This is a genomic window from Salinibacterium amurskyense (assembly GCF_002797685.1).
Taxonomy (GTDB): Bacteria; Actinomycetota; Actinomycetes; order Actinomycetales; family Microbacteriaceae; genus Rhodoglobus; species Rhodoglobus amurskyensis.
The window spans coordinates 606912-622685 of sequence record NZ_PGFH01000002.1; the positions used below are offsets into that span (position 1 = coordinate 606912).

A 15774-nucleotide genomic window follows, 5' to 3' on the forward strand; every position below is an offset into this window, starting at 1 on the left:
TGTAGCCCGTCGAGCAGTGACCCCACGCGATCGGAGATCTCATGACCGCAGAATCGACCATCCCCGCAGAGCCCGAGGTTCCGGACCGTCCGACCGCTACACGCATGCTCGCACCGTGGGTCTTCTGGCCCGCAGCGGGGCTCATTATCGCGATTACCGCGTTCTCGATCATTGCTCCGAACCTCGCGAATTCAGTGTTTAACACGCTGCAGTCCAGCGTCATCAACTCATTCAGCTGGTACTACGTGCTCATTGCAGCGTTCTTCGTTGCGTTCGCACTGTGGCTGGGCTTCAGCCGTTACGGCGACATCAAGCTCGGCAAAGATGACGATGAGCCCGAATTTTCGATGATCGCCTGGATCTCCTTCCTGTTTGCCGCGGGCATGGGAATCGGTCTCGTCTTCTACGGCGTCGCCGAGCCCCTCAGCCATTTCGCCAACCCGCGCCCCGGGGTGAGCGGCACCGAGATCCAGCTTGCGCAGCAGGCGATGAGCCAAACCTTCCTGCACTGGGGAGTGCACGCTTGGGCTATCTACGTCGTTGTTGGTCTCGCGCTCGCCTACGCCATCCATCGTCGCGGGCGCCCCATCTCGATCCGCTGGACTCTGGAGCCGCTGCTCGGCAAGCGCGTTCGCGGTGGTTGGGGCAACCTCATCGACGTCATCGCGCTCGTCGGTACGGTATTCGGTGTTGCGACTTCGCTCGGTCTTGGAGTTCTTCAGATTTCTGCCGGTCTCGAAAAGACGGGGATTGCCGAGTCGAATCTCACGACTCAGATTGCCGTGATCGTCGTTATCGTTGCCTTCACGATTCTGTCGTTGGTGTCCGGCATCGGTCGCGGGATGAAGTGGCTCTCGACCACCAACCTTCTGTTGGCCGCTGTGCTCCTTGTGTTTCTTCTCATCGTGGGTCCGACCGCATTCCTGTTCCGTGAGTTCGTGCAGTCGATGGGTAACTACCTACAGAACTTCATCGGACTGAGCTTCAACGTCAGCGCCTATGCGGGCGAAGCCGGCGAGAAGTGGCAGGCCGGTTGGACAACCTTCTACTGGGGTTGGTGGATGTCGTGGGCCCCGTTCGTCGGTGTCTTCATTGCGCGTGTGTCCAAGGGCCGCACTGTGCGCGAGTTCGTGGGCGGCGTCATGCTTGTTCCCACCGTGCTCACGTTCCTCTGGTTCAGTGTTCTTGGCGGCAACGCGATCTACCGTGAGCTCTACGGTCAGGGCGGGCTTGTTGCTGCCGATGGATCGGTGGATGCTGATTCCGCTCTCTTCGATCTGCTCGCCGGTCTCCCGGCAGGCACCGCTCTCACGTTCGGAGCCATCCTGCTGATCGGAATCTTCTTCGTCACCTCAGCCGATTCCGGCGCGCTCGTGATGTCGATGATCGCCACCGGTGGCTCTGCAGAACCGCTCAAGCGCATCCGCGTTTTCTTCGCACTATTGGCGTCGTTCTTGGCTATCGCGCTGTTGGTCACGGGTGGGCTTCAAACCCTGCAGACTGCAGCAATTCTCTCGGCGCTGCCCTTCAGTGTGGTGATGCTAATGATGTGTGCGGCGACCGTAACGGCGTTCAGTCGAGAGCGGCGAGCGTACGACCGGGCCCAGCGGGCTCAGTTCGTGGATCACATCGGAACGTTCTACGGCCTTGAGGTCGAAGAGCCGCTGTTACGAGACACTGTGCACCCGCTTCGCGCTGCGCTCGATCGTCTTCGCAAGAAGGCCGCGAAGTCGGGCGGCGGAATCTCGCAGGTCACAGAAGATGCGATTCTGGCTGACACCGGCTTGGTCTCGCCCGACAACATCGCCCAGGCCGATGCGATTGTCGAAGACGAAGTGGCGAGGCTCCAGGCTTTGCAATCGGAGCTGCGGTCCAAACTCCCGCGCGACACCTCTTCCGAATAGTGGGTGGCGAGCGGCCGGAGCCGATCCTGGCCGCTCGCTTTCTCGCTGTGGAAAGTCTTCACGCACATTTGTGTTTCGCTCAATGATTGCAGAGTGAAATCATCTCAATTGCTTCTGAAGAGCGGGCTTACCCGAGGCACCCGATCGCTCACCTCAGAGCGAGGAGACGTGCCGGGCTGGGTGCTGATTACGTTGATGACCGCAGGTTTGGTCATCATCATTTGGGGCCTCGCGGGCCCAGCGCTCAGCTCGGTTTTCCAACAGGCTATTGATCGCGTCACCGGCTTCTAATGCGAGCGCGGTGGCGCCAGAGGGTGCGCCGGCTGCACGCTGATCAGTCCGGTTCGGCGGTCGTCGAGTTCGTTCTCGTCTCAGCGTTGCTGACGGTGTTGACGCTCAGTGTTATTCAACTGGCGCTGGCCCTCCACATCCGCAATACAGTTCTGGATGCCGCGGCAGAGGGTGCGCGTTATGCCTCCCTGGCCGACACATCGTTGGGTGATGGCGTGACTCGCACTCGTGACCTCATCTCTACGGCGCTGTCTCCCGGCTATGCGTCGGATGTCAGCGCCGCCACCACAACTCACCTCGGGCAGCCCGCGGTCATCATCACCGTCAACACTCCACTGCCGCTCATTGGTTTAGTCGGTATCGAAAATGGGTTGGAGGTGTCAGCTCATGCAGCTATCGAACAGGTTCGCTAGCGAGCGCGGCTCGGCATCGCTCGAGTTCATCACGGTGGGTCTCGTGATGCTGGTGCCGCTCGTCTATCTCGTGCTCACCATGTCTTCGATTCAGGCGGGAGCTCTGGCGGCAGAGGGGGCCGCCCGGCAAGCTGCCCGAGTCTTCGTGCAGGCGCAGACTCTCGAGCAAGCGAATGCGGCGGCGTCGAGCGCGGTGCAGTTCGCCCTCGACAATCACGGTGTTGATGCCTCCGATGCTGCGGTCACTATCACGTGCGCACCCGACCCCGGCGACTGCCTCGCGCGTAAGGGCTTCGTCACCGTGCAGGTCGCGATCGCGGTTGATCTCCCGCTGGCCCCGCCCGTGCTCACCGGCAACTTCCCGCTTCAGGTTCCGCTGGATGCCGCCGCGACTCAGCAGGTCTCTCAATTCGCGGGGTCTCGGTAATGAACACGTCGCCACGAATACGCGACGACGACGGCTCGGCGCTCGTTCTCACGATCTTCTACGGCTTCCTTTCCCTTGTTCTCATCTTTCTCGTTGTCGCGGCAACGTCGCTGTATCTCGAACGCAAACGGCTGTTCAGCCTCGCGGATGGCGCGGCTCTCGTGGGCGCAGAATCCTACGATCTCGACGATGTCGTGCGCACACCGCAGGGCTTTCGGCCTCAGCTCGAGCCAGCGAAGGTAGCGAGTGCGGTGGGGGAGTATTTGGCCGCAGCGCCCACTGCCGAGTTCGAAGGACTCAGTGTGGAGCAGGCGACGAGTCTCGACGCCTCGAGCGCGACGGTGTCGTTGTCGGCCTATTGGCGGCCTCCCTTCGTATCGCTGCTCGTTCCGGAGGGCGTGCGCATTGAAGTGACGGCGAGCGCCCGCTCAATTTTTTCGTAGCTCTACTCAGCGCGCGCTCGGCCAACGTAGGGGTTGCGTGAGGGTGGCGTGCGGTAACCGCAAGAGTGGCGGTCGAGTTCTGTCCAGCCAACAGTGAGCTTGGCTCCGTAGCGTTGAAGATGCACCCCTCGCGGGTGCGCCACCGAAGCAAAGGAGTTAGCCATGAAACGTATCGCTATCGTCGGAGGTCACGGCAAGATCGCCCTGAGCCTGGCCCAACTTCTCACCTCACGCGGGCACCACGTGCACTCGCTCATCCGCAAACCGGAGCAGGAAGCTGACATCAGCGCTACCGGTGCAATGCCGGTCATTGCCGACGTCGAGCAGTTGAGTGCCGAAGAGTTGTCCGAGATTTTCACCGGCCATGACGCGGTTGTCTTCTCTGCGGGTGCTGGCGGCGGCAGTGCCGAACGCACCTATTCTGTCGACCGCGATGCGGCCATCCGAACCATGGATGCCGCGGCTCACGCCGGTGTCATGCGTTACGTCATGGTTTCCTACAAGGGCGCTGGTTTCGACCACGGTGTTCCTGAAGACAACGATTTCTTCGCGTATGCCGAGGCTAAGGCGGCGGCCGACGATCACCTCCGCAAGGGTCCGCTGCACTACACAATCGTTGGCCCGGGTTCCCTCTCGAGCGAACCCGCTTCGGGATCGATTGGCCTCGGAGACGAAGCCAACGATGAGCACACGAGCCGCGACAACGTTGCTCGCGTTCTTGCCGAAGTGATTGACGCCGACAACACCATCGGTCAGACGATCGAGTTCACCGATGGCTCAACGCAGATTTCGGATGCGATCGCCGCTATTCGCTAGCGTGCGGAATGAACAGTGATCCCACTCCCAGCGCGATCAGGGCTATGCCGCCGATCGCGCTGAGGGTGGTGATTCGCTGAGGGGAGCGAGCGAACCAATCGCGCGCAAACCCCGCGGCAACTGCCCATGAGGTGTCCGACACGACAGCAATAGCCATGAACAGCAGGCCGAGCACAAGCAGTTGAACTTGCACCCCGCCGGCTCCGAAGCTCACGAACTGCGGCAGCACCGCCACGAAGAACACGGTGGCTTTCGGGTTCGTGATGCCCACGACAAAACCCTGGCGGAAGATTCGCCAGCGTGATCGCACGCGGGGAGCCGCGGCATCCGTCGCGGTGTGGTCGTTACGGTGTCGAATCGCCTGTACTCCCAAATAGATCAGATAGGCGGCGCCTAGGTATTTGACGATCGTGAAGGCGACCACCGACTGAGCAATAACGGTTCCGACACCGAAGGCGACAGCGAACACCAGAACGACGCCACCGGTGGCGTTGCCGAGCGAACTGATGATGCCGCCCATCTTGCCGAGCGAAAGCGACCGGCCGATGAGAAAGAGCACACTTGGGCCGGGGATCAGAATGATTGGGAGTGCCACCAGCACGAACGCGATGAGGTTGCTGGTGGGGATAGCGGTCACGGTGGCTACCGCTGAGGTTTCTGGATGTAGCGGGGCACGTAGCGCAGCATGATCCCGGCGCCGACGAGGCCAAGAATTCCAATCGCTCCGGCCGCGACTGAGATTGACGCGACTGCGGTAATCCCCGCAATAAGCAGCGGTGATGCTGCCTGCCCAACGCCACCCGTGAAGCGCCACGCGCCAAGGAATGGAGCGGGGTTGGCCGGGGGAGCGAGGTCTGCGCCGAGCGTCATGAGAATTCCGCTGCCGAGGCCGTTCGCGAGCGAGAGGAACATCGCGGCGAAAATGAACCACGCGGTGTTCGCGCTCACATCGTGAGTGACCGAGAGCACGAGGTGCCCGAGTCCGAGGCCAACGAGCGAGGGCACTGCTGTCCAGAGGCGGCCGAAGCGGTCCATGATTTGGCCACCGGTATAGAAGAGTGCGAAGTCCACGGCGCCGGCGATACCGATGATGATCGCCGTGTTGGTGTCGGCGAGGCCGATGCTCACGGCCCAGAGCGGCAAGATCACTTGGCGGCTCGCGCGCATCGCGCCGATCACAGCGGCACCGAGGCCGAGGCGCGAGAGCAGGGCGCGGTTACGGCGAACTGTTGCGAAGAGACCGTGTGATTCCTTCTCAACGAGCGCCTCGCCATCCCGCAGCACACGGTTATTGACGCGCGTGGTGTGCACGGCGCCAAAGGTTGTTGCGGGGTCGGGCAAGAGGAGCAGTACTGCGGCGGCAGCGATAGCGGCCACCACGTGAATCCAGAATGCAGCAAACACTGTGCCGGTCAGATGGATGACGCCGGCCGAAATGAACGGACCGATGAAGACGCCGAGGCGGAAAGTTCCGCCCAGCGTCGAGAGCGCACGGGCGCGATACGAGACCGGAACGAAGCTCGTCAGGAAGGCATGCCGCGCGAGGGCGAACACGGCGGCGGCAAGGCCGAGCAGCAGCACGCCGAAGCCGAGCGCCACGGGGTTGGGCGCAAGAATCGCAATCACGACTCCGATGATCGAGAGTGCGCTCGCGCCGATCATGGCCGGTCGTTCGCCAATGCGGGAGATGAGCCATCCGCTCGGGATGTTGCCGAAGAGTTCGCCAATGGTCAGCACCGCCGCCACCAGACCAGCAATCGCGAGCGTCGCTCCCAAGCTGTCTGCGGCAATCGGAATCAGCGGGATAATCGCGCCCTCACCGATAGAAAACAGCAGCGTCGGCAAAAGAACGGGCAGTCCGATCGAACGCCAGCTAAAGGGTTGTTCTGTTGTGCTCATCGCCCTCAATCGTAGGGCGTGAGCGTGCATCTCCGAGCATCGCTCGCTGGTGCAGAACCACGTGCCGGTCAGCCTTCGCGGGTAGTCTGGTGAGCGACATGGATGAACTGGACTTTTCTGACGACATCGCGGCTCTGCGTTCCACTTTTGCGGACATTAGCCAGGTAGTCGACCCTGACCGCCTCGAGTCGGAGATCGCACGCCTCAGCGAAGCAGCCGGTGCCCCCGATCTGTGGGACGACACCGACAAGGCGCAGAAGGTTACGAGCGACCTCAGCCACCGTCAGGCCGAGCTCGCCAAGATCAACTCCATCTCCAACCGCCTTGACGACCTCGAGATCATGGTCGAACTCGCGAATGAAGAAAATGACGAACAGGCTGCAGCGGATGCTCGTACCGAGCTCGCTGGCATCCGTAAGACTCTCGGCGACCTCGAGGTGCAAACTCTCTTGAACGGCGAGTTTGACCAGCGGCCTGCCGTCATCACTATTCGCGCCGGGGCCGGAGGCGTCGACGCCGCCGACTTTGCCGACATGCTGTTCCGCATGTACCTGCGCTACGCCGAGCAGCACTCGTACCCCACGCGCGTGCTCGACACGAGCTACGCCGAAGAAGCGGGCATCAAGTCGGCAACCTTCGAGGTTGACGCCCCGTTCGCGTTCGGAACGCTCAGTGTCGAAGCTGGCACGCATCGCCTCGTGCGCATGAGCCCCTTCAACTCGGCGGGCAAGCGCCAGACCAGCTTTGCTGCGGTTGAAGTTGTTCCACTTATTGAGACGACGGATGTTGTCGAAGTTCCCGAGAACGACATCCGCGTCGATGTCTTCCGTTCTTCCGGCCCCGGTGGCCAGTCGGTGAACACGACAGACTCCGCGGTGCGCATCACTCACTTGCCGACCGGCATCGTGGTGAGTTGTCAGAACGAGAAGAGCCAGATTCAGAACCGTGCGGCCGCTATGCGCGTGCTGCAGTCGCGTTTGCTCCTCTTGCAGCGTGAGCAAGAGGCCGCCACGAAAAAGGAAATCGCGGGTGTCATCACCGCGAGCTGGGGCGACCAGATGCGCAGCTACGTTTTGGCGCCGTACCAAATGGTGAAAGACCTCCGCACCGAGTACGAGGTCAACAATCCTTCGAACGTGTTTGACGGCGATCTCGACGGCTTCATCTCGGCAGGAATCAAGTGGCGCAAACGCGTCATCGACTAAGACCTCTGTGGGCTGACTGTGCCCTGAACTGGGCCACCCTGTGAGTCCGGGCCTGCGGTGCGTCGCTGCCGCGTTCTGGAGCACTGCTCCTTAGGCTGGCTCCAAATGATTCGTTTTGATTCTGTTTCGAAGTCGTATCCGGGCACGACACGACCGGCGCTGAACTCTGTTGACCTTGAAATCCTCAAGGGCGAGTTCGTGTTCCTTGTTGGCGCATCCGGCTCGGGTAAGTCGAGCTTTTTGCGTTTGATCCTCAAGGAGGAGAACCCCTCGAAGGGTTCCATCCATGTGCTCGGTCAGCACCTGAACACTCTGTCGAGCCGCAAGGTGCCGTATTTCCGTCGCAATTTGGGAGTTGTTTTTCAGGACTTCCGTCTGCTGCCGAACAAGACGGTCTTCGACAATGTTGCCTTCACGCTGCAGGTCATCGGTAAGAGCCGTGGTTTCATCCAAGAGGCTGTTCCGGATGCTCTCAAAATGGTTGGTCTTGCTGGCAAGTCAAACCGCTTCCCTCACGAACTTTCGGGTGGTGAGCAGCAGCGCGTCGCGATCGCCCGCGCTGTCGTAAACAAGCCCGCCATCATGCTCGCCGATGAGCCGACAGGAAACCTTGACCCGGCTACTGCTGCGGGCATCATGACTCTTCTCGAGCGAATCAACCTCGGCGGCACTACCGTCTTGATGGCAACCCACGATGCTGGCATCGTCGACCAAATGAAGCGCCGCGTTATCGAGCTCATCGGCGGCCAGATTGTGCGTGACGAGCTGCAGGGTGGGTACCAAACGCAGGCGGTTCCTACTCAGGGGCGAGTTCCGCATCCCGCCGCGAGCAAGCCGGCTTCCGCCACGACCACGCAGGCCCCGCCGCAGCGTCCTACCGTGCAGTCGTCTTCGCAGGGTGAGGGGCTCGACGCATGAGGCTCGGTCTGATTCTCGGAGAGGTCGGCAGCGGGCTCCGTCGCAACCTCTCGATGGTGGTCTCCGTCGTTCTGGTGACCTTCATTTCGCTGACGTTTGTCGGCGCATCCATTCTTTTGCAGATGCAGATCGGCCAGATGAAGGGCTACTGGTACGACCGGGCCCAGGTCGCGGTGTACATGTGTACCGAAATCGACACCACCGGCAACTGCACCCTGGCCGAAGCTACGGAAGACCAGATTGCGGCGGTTCAGCAGCAGCTCGATTCGCCAACGCTCGCGCCGTACATCAACGAAGTGCAGTTCGAGACGCACGAGCAAGCGTACGAAAACTTCAAGGAACAGTTCGCGGATACGACCTTCGAGGGCATCATCACGCCGGAGTCTTTGAACGAGAGCTTCCGGGTGAACCTTGTCGATCCGGAACAGGCGGATGTGCTCATCGAGAGCTTGTCAGGCTTGGCTGGGGTCGAGAGCGTGGAAGATCAACGCGCCTACCTTGAGCCCATCTTCGCGATTTTGAACGCGGCCAGTTACACCGCGATCGGTGTCGCCGGGCTCATGCTCGTCGCTGCGGTACTTCTCATTGCGACCACAATTCGACTCAGTGCCTTCTCGCGAAGGCGAGAGCTCGGCATCATGAGGCTGGTGGGGGCATCAAACCGGTTCATTCAAACGCCGTTCATTCTCGAGGGAGTGTTCGCGTCGTTGATCGGTTCAGTGCTCGCCGGTGGTGCGATCGTCGCGATCGTTCAGTTCTTCGTTCGCGGCTACTTGGCCTCGACATTGCCCGTCAATACGAGCTTGTTGGGAATGGAAGAAGCGCTCCTCGTTGTTCCGATTCTCATCGCGGTGGGTGCCGGGCTTGCCGCCATCTCGGCGGGCGTCGCCATCAGCCGGTACTTGAAGGTATAGGTCGCTACCTCTAGGTGTAGCCGCGGGGGCACTCTCGCGCTAAACTGGTCTGCTGCACTGTCGGCACTCGCCGCAGTCGCGTGGCATCCGTATTTGAGAGAGAAGTGAACCATGCCCAAGGAAAGTGAGCGGAAGGTTGTTGCCAGCAACCGCAAGGCCCGCCACGATTACAGCATCGAAGACACCTATGAGGCTGGTCTTGTGCTGTCGGGCACGGAGGTCAAGTCTCTTCGGCTAGGGCGCGCCAGTCTCATCGATGGCTATGGCTTTATCGATGATCACTCCGAAGCGTGGCTGGATGCCGTGCACATTCCGGAATTCTTCCAAGCATCGTGGACCAACCATCCTCCACGTCGCAAGCGCAAAATGTTGCTGCACAAAGAGCAGATCCTAAAGATCCACAACAAGATCAAGCAGGGTGGTTACACGCTCGTGCCGCTATCCATCTACTTCTTGGATGGCCGGGCCAAGGTTGAGCTTGCTGTTGCGAAGGGCAAGCGAGAGTACGACAAGCGCCAGACGCTGCGTGAGCGCCAAGATAAGCGCGAGTCAGATCGTGCCATGGCGGCTCGCAAGAACATGGGCGAGTAGCGGGGTCTCTCTCGCTGGCTCGCTGCCTTTCTGTCGCGCTGTCTCACGACAACGCGTTCTCGTCTAGCTGGCGTGAAAGCGAGCCTCGACGCTTGCGGCGACGGAAATCTTCTCTGGCTTGAGTGCCAGCTGGCCTCCGTCACCGGGGGCGCCCATCATCCGCAGGGATGCCCGTGCTCCGCTGCCGGCAGAGTCAGAACCGGGGCCGACGTCAGCGAGCATTCCCGGATCGGCGATTGCTGTTGTGGTGACTTCAGAGAGCCCGACGCTTTCGGCATATTCGCGAGCCTTGGTATAGGCATCGATAACGGCGAGGTGCCGAGCGTCAGCGAGGGCCGCCCGAGTGGCTTCCTCGGTGAGTTCCCATTCGACAAGCGTCACGGTCGTATGGTCAACGGCGCTCACGTATTCAATGAATAGCGCCAGAGCGTCAAAATCTCGAAAGCGAGCGATGTACCCGATGGCGGCGGAGTAGACCAAGGGGAGTTGCTCCCCGGCGTTGTTCCACGGCCGTTGTGATGTCACACGAACGGTGTCAGATGACCAGCGCGTAATCGCACCATCGTTCGAGGCGAGCTGAGTGAGGAGGGCATGAACCCGGCCCGACGACTGCATGGCAGCATCGAAGACTTCACTCCGATCGGGGCCATCAATGGCCACCGATAGGTGCACAATTCCGCGTTCGGCAGCGTGCCACGACTCGTGCTCACCTCGAACGGTGATGACAAGAGGCATTGCTAGATAGCGCCGAGCTCTGCCAGCTTCGTCTTGAGGTCGTTATCGCTGGGCTCGACCTGGAAGGTTCCGTCAGTGAAGTGAACAACGGGGATGTTGAGGCGACCGCTGATGGCGTGTGCACGATCGGCAGCCGTCGGGTCCTTCTCAACGTCGATCTTCTCCCACTCAATGTCGAGCGAGTTGAGCAGTGCTTCGGAGCGGCGGCAGTCGCGGCACCAGTCTGCTCCGTACATGGTTACTTTTGCGGGGTTAGCGGTAGTTGTTTCACTCATAACCCCAACTTACTTCTCGTCGACTGGATGTGGGTGGTGCGTTCGCTGGCAGCGTGCGCTGAGCCGGTGCGGCACGTTCCACCCGCGCTCTCCGCTGGGTGCTTGCTCAACGGGCTGGTTTGTCTCAGGATTGTGACCTATCATTGAGGGCTGCCCATTCGTGAGCAGTATTGATAACTCCACAGCGCGACAACGACCCACACAGGGGGATGATCGGTTTCGACATTGCCTGCAAAACTGTGAGAAGCGGGTCGAGAATGCAGCCTTATCTCGTTAACGATGACTGCAAACTATAAGTGCCAATTCAAAGCGCACTGACTTCGCCCTCGCTGCCTAAGCGAGCGCACTAAAGAAGTCCGTCAGACCGGGAATGCTCTCTACTCGGATTCTGGCGCAATTTAGAGAGATTGCTGCGTAGTTACGCCTGAGGGCTACGTGGGACTTGCACTCTGGCTGGGCTCGTTGACCTAGGTGCTTGTGGCAAAGGTCAGAGCCGAGTAGAACGTCTGCACAAGCTACACCCGTAGAAGGCATGGAATTACAGCAGTGGACGGGGGTTCAATTCCCCCCATCTCCACCACCGGTCGTTGTCGCGTTGTGAGAGTTCTTTCGCCAGCAGAGCAACTCTGCTGGCGAAAGTTCTTTCCCACGAATCGTTCTGTGGCCGCTACTTTTTCGTGGCTGTTCCGCTGGTGCGCTCGGCACCGCGCGACGGAGTCACCGTGAAGGTGACGGGTGCCGTAAAGCCAGCCGCGGCGAATGCTGCGTGAACCGCAGTTTCCACGGTCGTAACGAGAGCGTGCGGCACGAGGGCGATTGCTGCTCCGCCAAAGCCACCGCCGGTCATCCGGGCGCCGATGGCTCCGTTGTCGCGTGCCGTTTCCACGGCGAGGTCGAGTTCGGGAATCGAGATCTCGAAGTCATCGCGCATCGAGACGTGCGAGGCATCGAGCAGCGCCCCGATGGCGAGCGGGCCTTCGTCGTTCAGAGCCCGAACGGTGTCGAGCACTCGCTGGTTTTCGGTGACGACGTGGCGCACCCGGCGATAGGAGACGTCGTCAAGCAGCTCCTTCGCGCGATCGAGGTCGGTGACGTTCACGTCGCGCAGCGAGGAAGCACCCATTGCGGCAGCTCCTGCTTCGCACGCGGCGCGACGTTCGGAGTATCCGCCGGTGGCATGCGAGTGCGATACGCGCGTGTCCATGACAAGGATGCTCAGCTCGGCTTTCGCCAGGCCAAGTGGCACTACTTCGGCGTCGAGCGAGCGGCAGTCGAGAAAGACCGCTGAATCGGTGGCGCCGAGGAGTGACGCCGATTGATCCATGATGCCGGTGGGGGCACCAACAACCTCATTTTCGGCAAGCTGCCCGACCTTGGCGAGTTTTTCGCGTGTAAATCCGAGGCTCCAGAGATCGTTGAGCGCTAGCGCAACCGAACTTTCGATGGCGGCGGATGACGACAGCCCTGCCCCCACTGGAACGGTCGAGTCGATAAGAATGTCCACGCCGCTGACGCGGCTCAGGTCGGCGCCGTGCTGGCCGAGCGCCCAGGCGACTCCGAGCGGGTAGGCGCTCCAACCGGTGATCTCACCCGCAGCGCGGGCAGCATCGAGAGCGGCGAGCTCGAATTGAACCGAGGTGTCGTCGAAGGTGCTCGTCACTCGAATAGTTCCGTCAGCGCGCAGTCCGACAGCGGCGCGGGTGCGCCGATCGATCGCGAACGGCAGCACGAAGCCTTCGTTGTAGTCGGTGTGTTCTCCGATGAGGTTCACGCGGCCCGGCGCCGACCAGATGCCTTCCGGTGCGTGGCCGGTCAGTTCGGTGAAGTTCGTGATGAGGTCGTGTTCGGTGGTGCTCATGCTCGTTCGATAGCCTCTCGGATGGTGGCGGCTGCGGCTTCGGGGGTGACGTCGCCAATCCAGGCGCCCATTGCTGACTCGGAGCCGGCGAGGTACTTCAGCTTGTCTGCCGACCGTCGCGGCGACGTCAGTTGCAAGTGCAGGCGGAAGGTATCGCGTGCTCGATTGACGGGGGCTTGATGCCAGGCCGCGATGTATGGAGTGGGGGTGTCATAGATGGCATCGACTCCGCGCAGCAGTTTCAAGTAAAGACCCGCGAGTTCATCGCGTTCCGCTTCGGATGTCGAAGCGAAGTCGGGCACGTGGCGGTGCGGCATCATGTGAATCTCGATGGGCCAGCGCGCGGCGAAGGGCACGAATGCGGTCCAGTGCTCTCCGCTCGAGACAACACGATCACCGGCCCGTTCGAAGTCGAGGATGTCCTGAAACATAGTGGGCGAGGTGCGCTCGATGGAGTCGAGGGTCCGCTGAGTTTTCGGCGTGATGTAGGGGTACGAGTAGATCTGGCCGTGGGGATGATGCAGGGTCACGCCGATCGCTTCACCTCGGTTTTCAAAGGGGAAGACCTGCTGCACGCCGTCGAGCGCGGAGAGCGCTTCAGTGCGGTCGGCCCATGCTTCGATCACCGTGCGGGCGCGGCTTTCGGTTTGTGTGCCGAATGATCCTTCGTGGTCGGGGCTGAAACATACGACCTCGCAGCGTCCGATGGAGCTGCGTGTGCGACCCAACCCGAGCTCTGCCAGATCGTCAAGCCCGGCGGGAGCGTTCTCGCTCCCGGCAAGGGCGGGTCCAAATGAGGGCGAACGGTTCTCGAACACCGCTACGTCATAGAGAGCCGGAACCTCGGAGGGGTTGCTCGCCGTTTGTGGCGCGAGTGGGTCCTGATCGGCGGGCGGCAAGAACACACGGTTCTGGCGCGCTGCCGCGATCGATACCCATTCGCCGGTGAGGATGTCTTGGCGCATAGTGGCTGTGGCGGGGCGAGGGTCGAGCGTGCGGCTGTCGACCGAGCGCTCGTCGCCGAGCGTCGTGTCCGCATCATCGAAGTAAATGAGTTCGCGACCGTCGTTCAAGGTCGTCGGGCGCTTGGCGATCTTTGCGGTCATTCTGCACTTCCTTCTTCTGCGCGCAGGCGGGCTTCCCAGGCGCTGCGGACCATCTCTTCGGCGGTGTGACGCATCTTCCAGTCCAGGTCGCGGGCGGCAAGGTCACCGTTCGCCACGATCCGCGGTGGATCTCCGGCACGGCGATCGGCGATTTCTGGGGTGAAGGGGATGCCGGTCACGGATGCCACGGCCGTCATGATTTCGGCAACGGAGAGTCCGTCTCCACTTCCCAAGTTGTAGGCCGGTTCGATGCTGTCGTGCGCTTCGAGGCGCTGTGCTGCAGCCACGTGGGCTGCAGCGATGTCAGCAACGTGAACGTAGTCGCGCACGTTGGTGCCATCCGGGGTGGGGTAATCGTTGCCGTTGATCCGTGGCGTCTTGCCCGCAACGAGCGCTTCGAACACGAGCGGGAACAGGTTGTGGGGGCTCGTGTCGTAGACCGCGGCATCTCCGGAACCGACAACGTTGAAGTAGCGAAGTGAGGCGTGGCGAAGACCGGTGGCGACTTCCTGGTCGCGCAGCAGCCACTCGCCGATGAGCTTCGATTCTCCGTAGGGGGAGAGGGGCGCCTTCGCGGTCGCCTCGGTGACCTGGTCGACATCCGGGGTTCCGAATACAGCGGCGCTCGACGAGAAGACGATCTGTTCGACGTCGCACTCGGCCATCGCCTCGAGCAGCGCGAGAGTTCCGGTCACGTTCTGGGCGTAGGTGTGAAGGGGGCGGTTCACGGAGACGCCGGCGTATTTGAAGCCCGCTACGTGGATGACTCCCGTGACGCGGTGCGTCTTCATCGCATCCACGAGGGCGGCCTTGTCGAGGATGCTCGCCCGCACGAGCGGCACGCCCTCGGGAACGAACTTCTCGAATCCGCTTGAAAGGTCGTCCACGATTACGGTGTCTAATCCCGCGCTGATCAGGGCGCGCACCACGTGTGCGCCGATATAGCCGGCACCGCCGGTCACCATCCAAGTCATCGTTGTCCCTTGTGTTGAAGCAGCGGTGGAGCGGCGATTGCAGCTCTACACCCTGTGATTGTCCAATAATATGATTATTGAGTGCAGGCGTCTACTCTGGGCGCCTGAACCACAGGTTAGGTGTCGGGGCGCCGGGTTGCCATGCTCCCAGGATTGCTAACGACGAATAAGTCGAAGTTCCCGGATGTTCGGATTGAAGTCCATCTCCCGCACCATGCCGTCGCGCATGAAGCGGTTCTTGGCATAGAAGGCACGCGCGCGAGGGTTTTGCTCGAGTACCCACACGCTAGCGGGGGCGCCGCCGAGCGCCGCGTCGATGAGGGCTTGGCCGGCACCAGTGCCGTGAGCGCTGGCCAAGACGTAAATCATCTTGAGTTCTTCGGCAGGGAGATCCGGCTCGTCGCGATTGTGTTCTGCGTGCGCCAGGCCCACGATCACACCGTCAACCTCAGCGACGACGGAGGTGGTGTCGTGGTCGGTGAGCAATACATTCCACATCGCCTCGCGGCGGGCGCGAGACTCGGCGCTCCACGCTTGAGCCGGGAACAAGCCGGCATAGGTCTCTTGCCATGACTGTGTATGCACGGCGGCGAGCTCGGTGGCGTCGTCGAGTCGCGCGGCTCTGGTGGTGAAACTGGGCACCCAACTATCTTGGTGCACAGCGGGGGAGTCGCCGGCAAAAACACAGCCCGATACCGGCCCCTATTTGAGCGACACGCCCGGGATGTGCACCGTGTTGGTGGGGTGCTGAAAATGCACGTATTGTTCTTTCTAGTCACCCCAAAGGTGCGGAAAACGAAGTCAGCTTTTGCTGCTGAGTTTCCGGCCTCAAGTGGGGGCGAACATCCTCCAGATTCTTTTATGGTTCTGGTCGAGTCAAATGCTGGTTTACCCCTTGTGGGTTGCGGTATCAGATCTTAGGATGAGTATCCGCTTCATGCGTGTGTCGGTTGGTTGTTTCGGGCTGTTTCGGTCCGGGATTGCTGGTTTGACAAGCAGGCTGAA

At 61.2% G+C, this 15774-nt stretch carries 18 protein-coding genes and 1 other RNA gene; 11 read left to right on the forward strand and 8 right to left on the reverse strand.

All coding sequences use genetic code 11. The annotated features are described in order from the left end of the window. The first annotated feature begins 41 nt into the window (after positions 1–41). From CLV85_RS12025 to CLV85_RS12050, 6 genes are all read left to right on the forward strand, one after another. Positions 42–1904 carry a BCCT family transporter gene (locus tag CLV85_RS12025; RefSeq protein WP_100389846.1) on the forward strand — a complete coding sequence of 621 codons (1863 nt, stop codon included), beginning with the start codon at positions 42–44 and terminating at the stop codon, positions 1902–1904. 108 nt (positions 1905–2012) lie between these two features. Continuing rightward, complete coding sequence (locus CLV85_RS12030; protein ID WP_205030391.1) at positions 2013–2195, forward strand: hypothetical protein; 183 nt, start codon at positions 2013–2015, stop codon at positions 2193–2195. Further along, positions 2195–2608: a TadE/TadG family type IV pilus assembly protein gene (locus tag CLV85_RS12035; RefSeq protein WP_100389848.1), complete on the forward strand. Its 414-nt coding sequence runs from the start codon at positions 2195–2197 to the stop codon at positions 2606–2608. The genes CLV85_RS12030 and CLV85_RS12035 overlap by 1 nt, the downstream gene beginning before the upstream one ends. Beyond that, positions 2583–3035 (forward strand): hypothetical protein, encoded by a 453-nt coding sequence (locus CLV85_RS12040; protein ID WP_100389849.1) that lies wholly within the window; start codon positions 2583–2585, stop codon positions 3033–3035. The genes CLV85_RS12035 and CLV85_RS12040 overlap by 26 nt, the downstream gene beginning before the upstream one ends. Further along, the gene (locus CLV85_RS12045; protein ID WP_100389850.1) at positions 3035–3478 is read left to right on the forward strand and encodes a Tad domain-containing protein; all 444 of its coding nucleotides are present in this window, start codon (positions 3035–3037) and stop codon (positions 3476–3478) included. The genes CLV85_RS12040 and CLV85_RS12045 overlap by 1 nt, the downstream gene beginning before the upstream one ends. A 162-nt stretch (positions 3479–3640) precedes the next feature. After that, entirely contained in the window at positions 3641–4294 is a 654-nt protein-coding gene (locus tag CLV85_RS12050; RefSeq protein ID WP_100389851.1) for an SDR family oxidoreductase, read from the forward strand. Here the strand turns inward: CLV85_RS12050 and CLV85_RS12055 are convergent. Both CLV85_RS12055 and CLV85_RS12060 read right to left on the reverse strand, forming a co-directional pair. Then, a complete protein-coding gene (locus CLV85_RS12055) occupies positions 4284–4931 on the reverse strand; it encodes a LysE family translocator (RefSeq protein WP_229820583.1) in 648 nt (215 codons plus the stop codon). The genes CLV85_RS12050 and CLV85_RS12055 overlap by 11 nt on opposite strands. Before the next feature lie 5 nt (positions 4932–4936). Further along, positions 4937–6193: an MFS transporter gene (locus CLV85_RS12060; RefSeq protein WP_100389852.1), complete on the reverse strand. Its 1257-nt coding sequence runs from the start codon at positions 6191–6193 to the stop codon at positions 4937–4939. A gap of 98 nt (positions 6194–6291) precedes the next feature. On the opposite strand from CLV85_RS12060, the gene prfB reads away from it, so the two are divergent. From prfB to smpB, 4 genes are all read left to right on the forward strand, one after another. Continuing rightward, complete coding sequence (gene prfB / locus CLV85_RS12065; protein WP_100389853.1) at positions 6292–7398, forward strand: peptide chain release factor 2; 1107 nt, start codon at positions 6292–6294, stop codon at positions 7396–7398. Positions 7399–7503: 105 nt separating this feature from the next. Then, entirely contained in the window at positions 7504–8316 is an 813-nt protein-coding gene (ftsE, locus tag CLV85_RS12070; protein WP_229820581.1) for a cell division ATP-binding protein FtsE, read from the forward strand. Further along, on the forward strand, positions 8313–9230 hold the full coding sequence (gene ftsX / locus CLV85_RS12075; protein WP_100389854.1) for a permease-like cell division protein FtsX: 918 nt from the start codon (positions 8313–8315) through the stop codon (positions 9228–9230). The genes ftsE and ftsX overlap by 4 nt, the downstream gene beginning before the upstream one ends. Before the next feature lie 111 nt (positions 9231–9341). Next, positions 9342–9821: an SsrA-binding protein SmpB gene (smpB, locus tag CLV85_RS12080; protein WP_100389855.1), complete on the forward strand. Its 480-nt coding sequence runs from the start codon at positions 9342–9344 to the stop codon at positions 9819–9821. A 63-nt stretch (positions 9822–9884) separates the two neighbouring features. On the opposite strand, the gene CLV85_RS12085 is transcribed toward smpB, so the two are convergent. Both CLV85_RS12085 and CLV85_RS12090 read right to left on the reverse strand, forming a co-directional pair. Continuing rightward, positions 9885–10556, reverse strand: a complete 672-nt coding sequence (locus CLV85_RS12085; RefSeq protein ID WP_100389856.1) for an SIMPL domain-containing protein — start codon at positions 10554–10556, stop codon at positions 9885–9887. Between the two features lie 2 nt (positions 10557–10558). Further along, positions 10559–10831 (reverse strand): glutaredoxin family protein, encoded by a 273-nt coding sequence (locus tag CLV85_RS12090; protein WP_100389857.1) that lies wholly within the window; start codon positions 10829–10831, stop codon positions 10559–10561. A 205-nt stretch (positions 10832–11036) separates the two neighbouring features. On the opposite strand from CLV85_RS12090, the gene ssrA reads away from it, so the two are divergent. After that, positions 11037–11411, forward strand: a transfer-messenger RNA (tmRNA) gene (gene ssrA, locus CLV85_RS12095). Between the two features lie 87 nt (positions 11412–11498). On the opposite strand, the gene galK is transcribed toward ssrA, so the two are convergent. From galK to CLV85_RS12115, 4 genes are all read right to left on the reverse strand, one after another. Beyond that, on the reverse strand, positions 11499–12689 hold the full coding sequence (gene galK, locus CLV85_RS12100; protein WP_100389858.1) for a galactokinase: 1191 nt from the start codon (positions 12687–12689) through the stop codon (positions 11499–11501). Continuing rightward, positions 12686–13795, reverse strand: a complete 1110-nt coding sequence (galT, locus tag CLV85_RS12105) for a galactose-1-phosphate uridylyltransferase (RefSeq protein WP_100389859.1) — start codon at positions 13793–13795, stop codon at positions 12686–12688. Before galT ends, galK begins: the two co-directional genes overlap by 4 nt. Then, the gene (gene galE / locus CLV85_RS12110; RefSeq protein ID WP_100389860.1) at positions 13792–14769 is read right to left on the reverse strand and encodes a UDP-glucose 4-epimerase GalE; all 978 of its coding nucleotides are present in this window, start codon (positions 14767–14769) and stop codon (positions 13792–13794) included. The genes galT and galE overlap by 4 nt, the downstream gene beginning before the upstream one ends. Positions 14770–14925: 156 nt before the next feature. After that, complete coding sequence (locus CLV85_RS12115) at positions 14926–15411, reverse strand: GNAT family N-acetyltransferase (protein WP_100389861.1); 486 nt, start codon at positions 15409–15411, stop codon at positions 14926–14928. Positions 15412–15774: the final 363 nt, after the last annotated feature.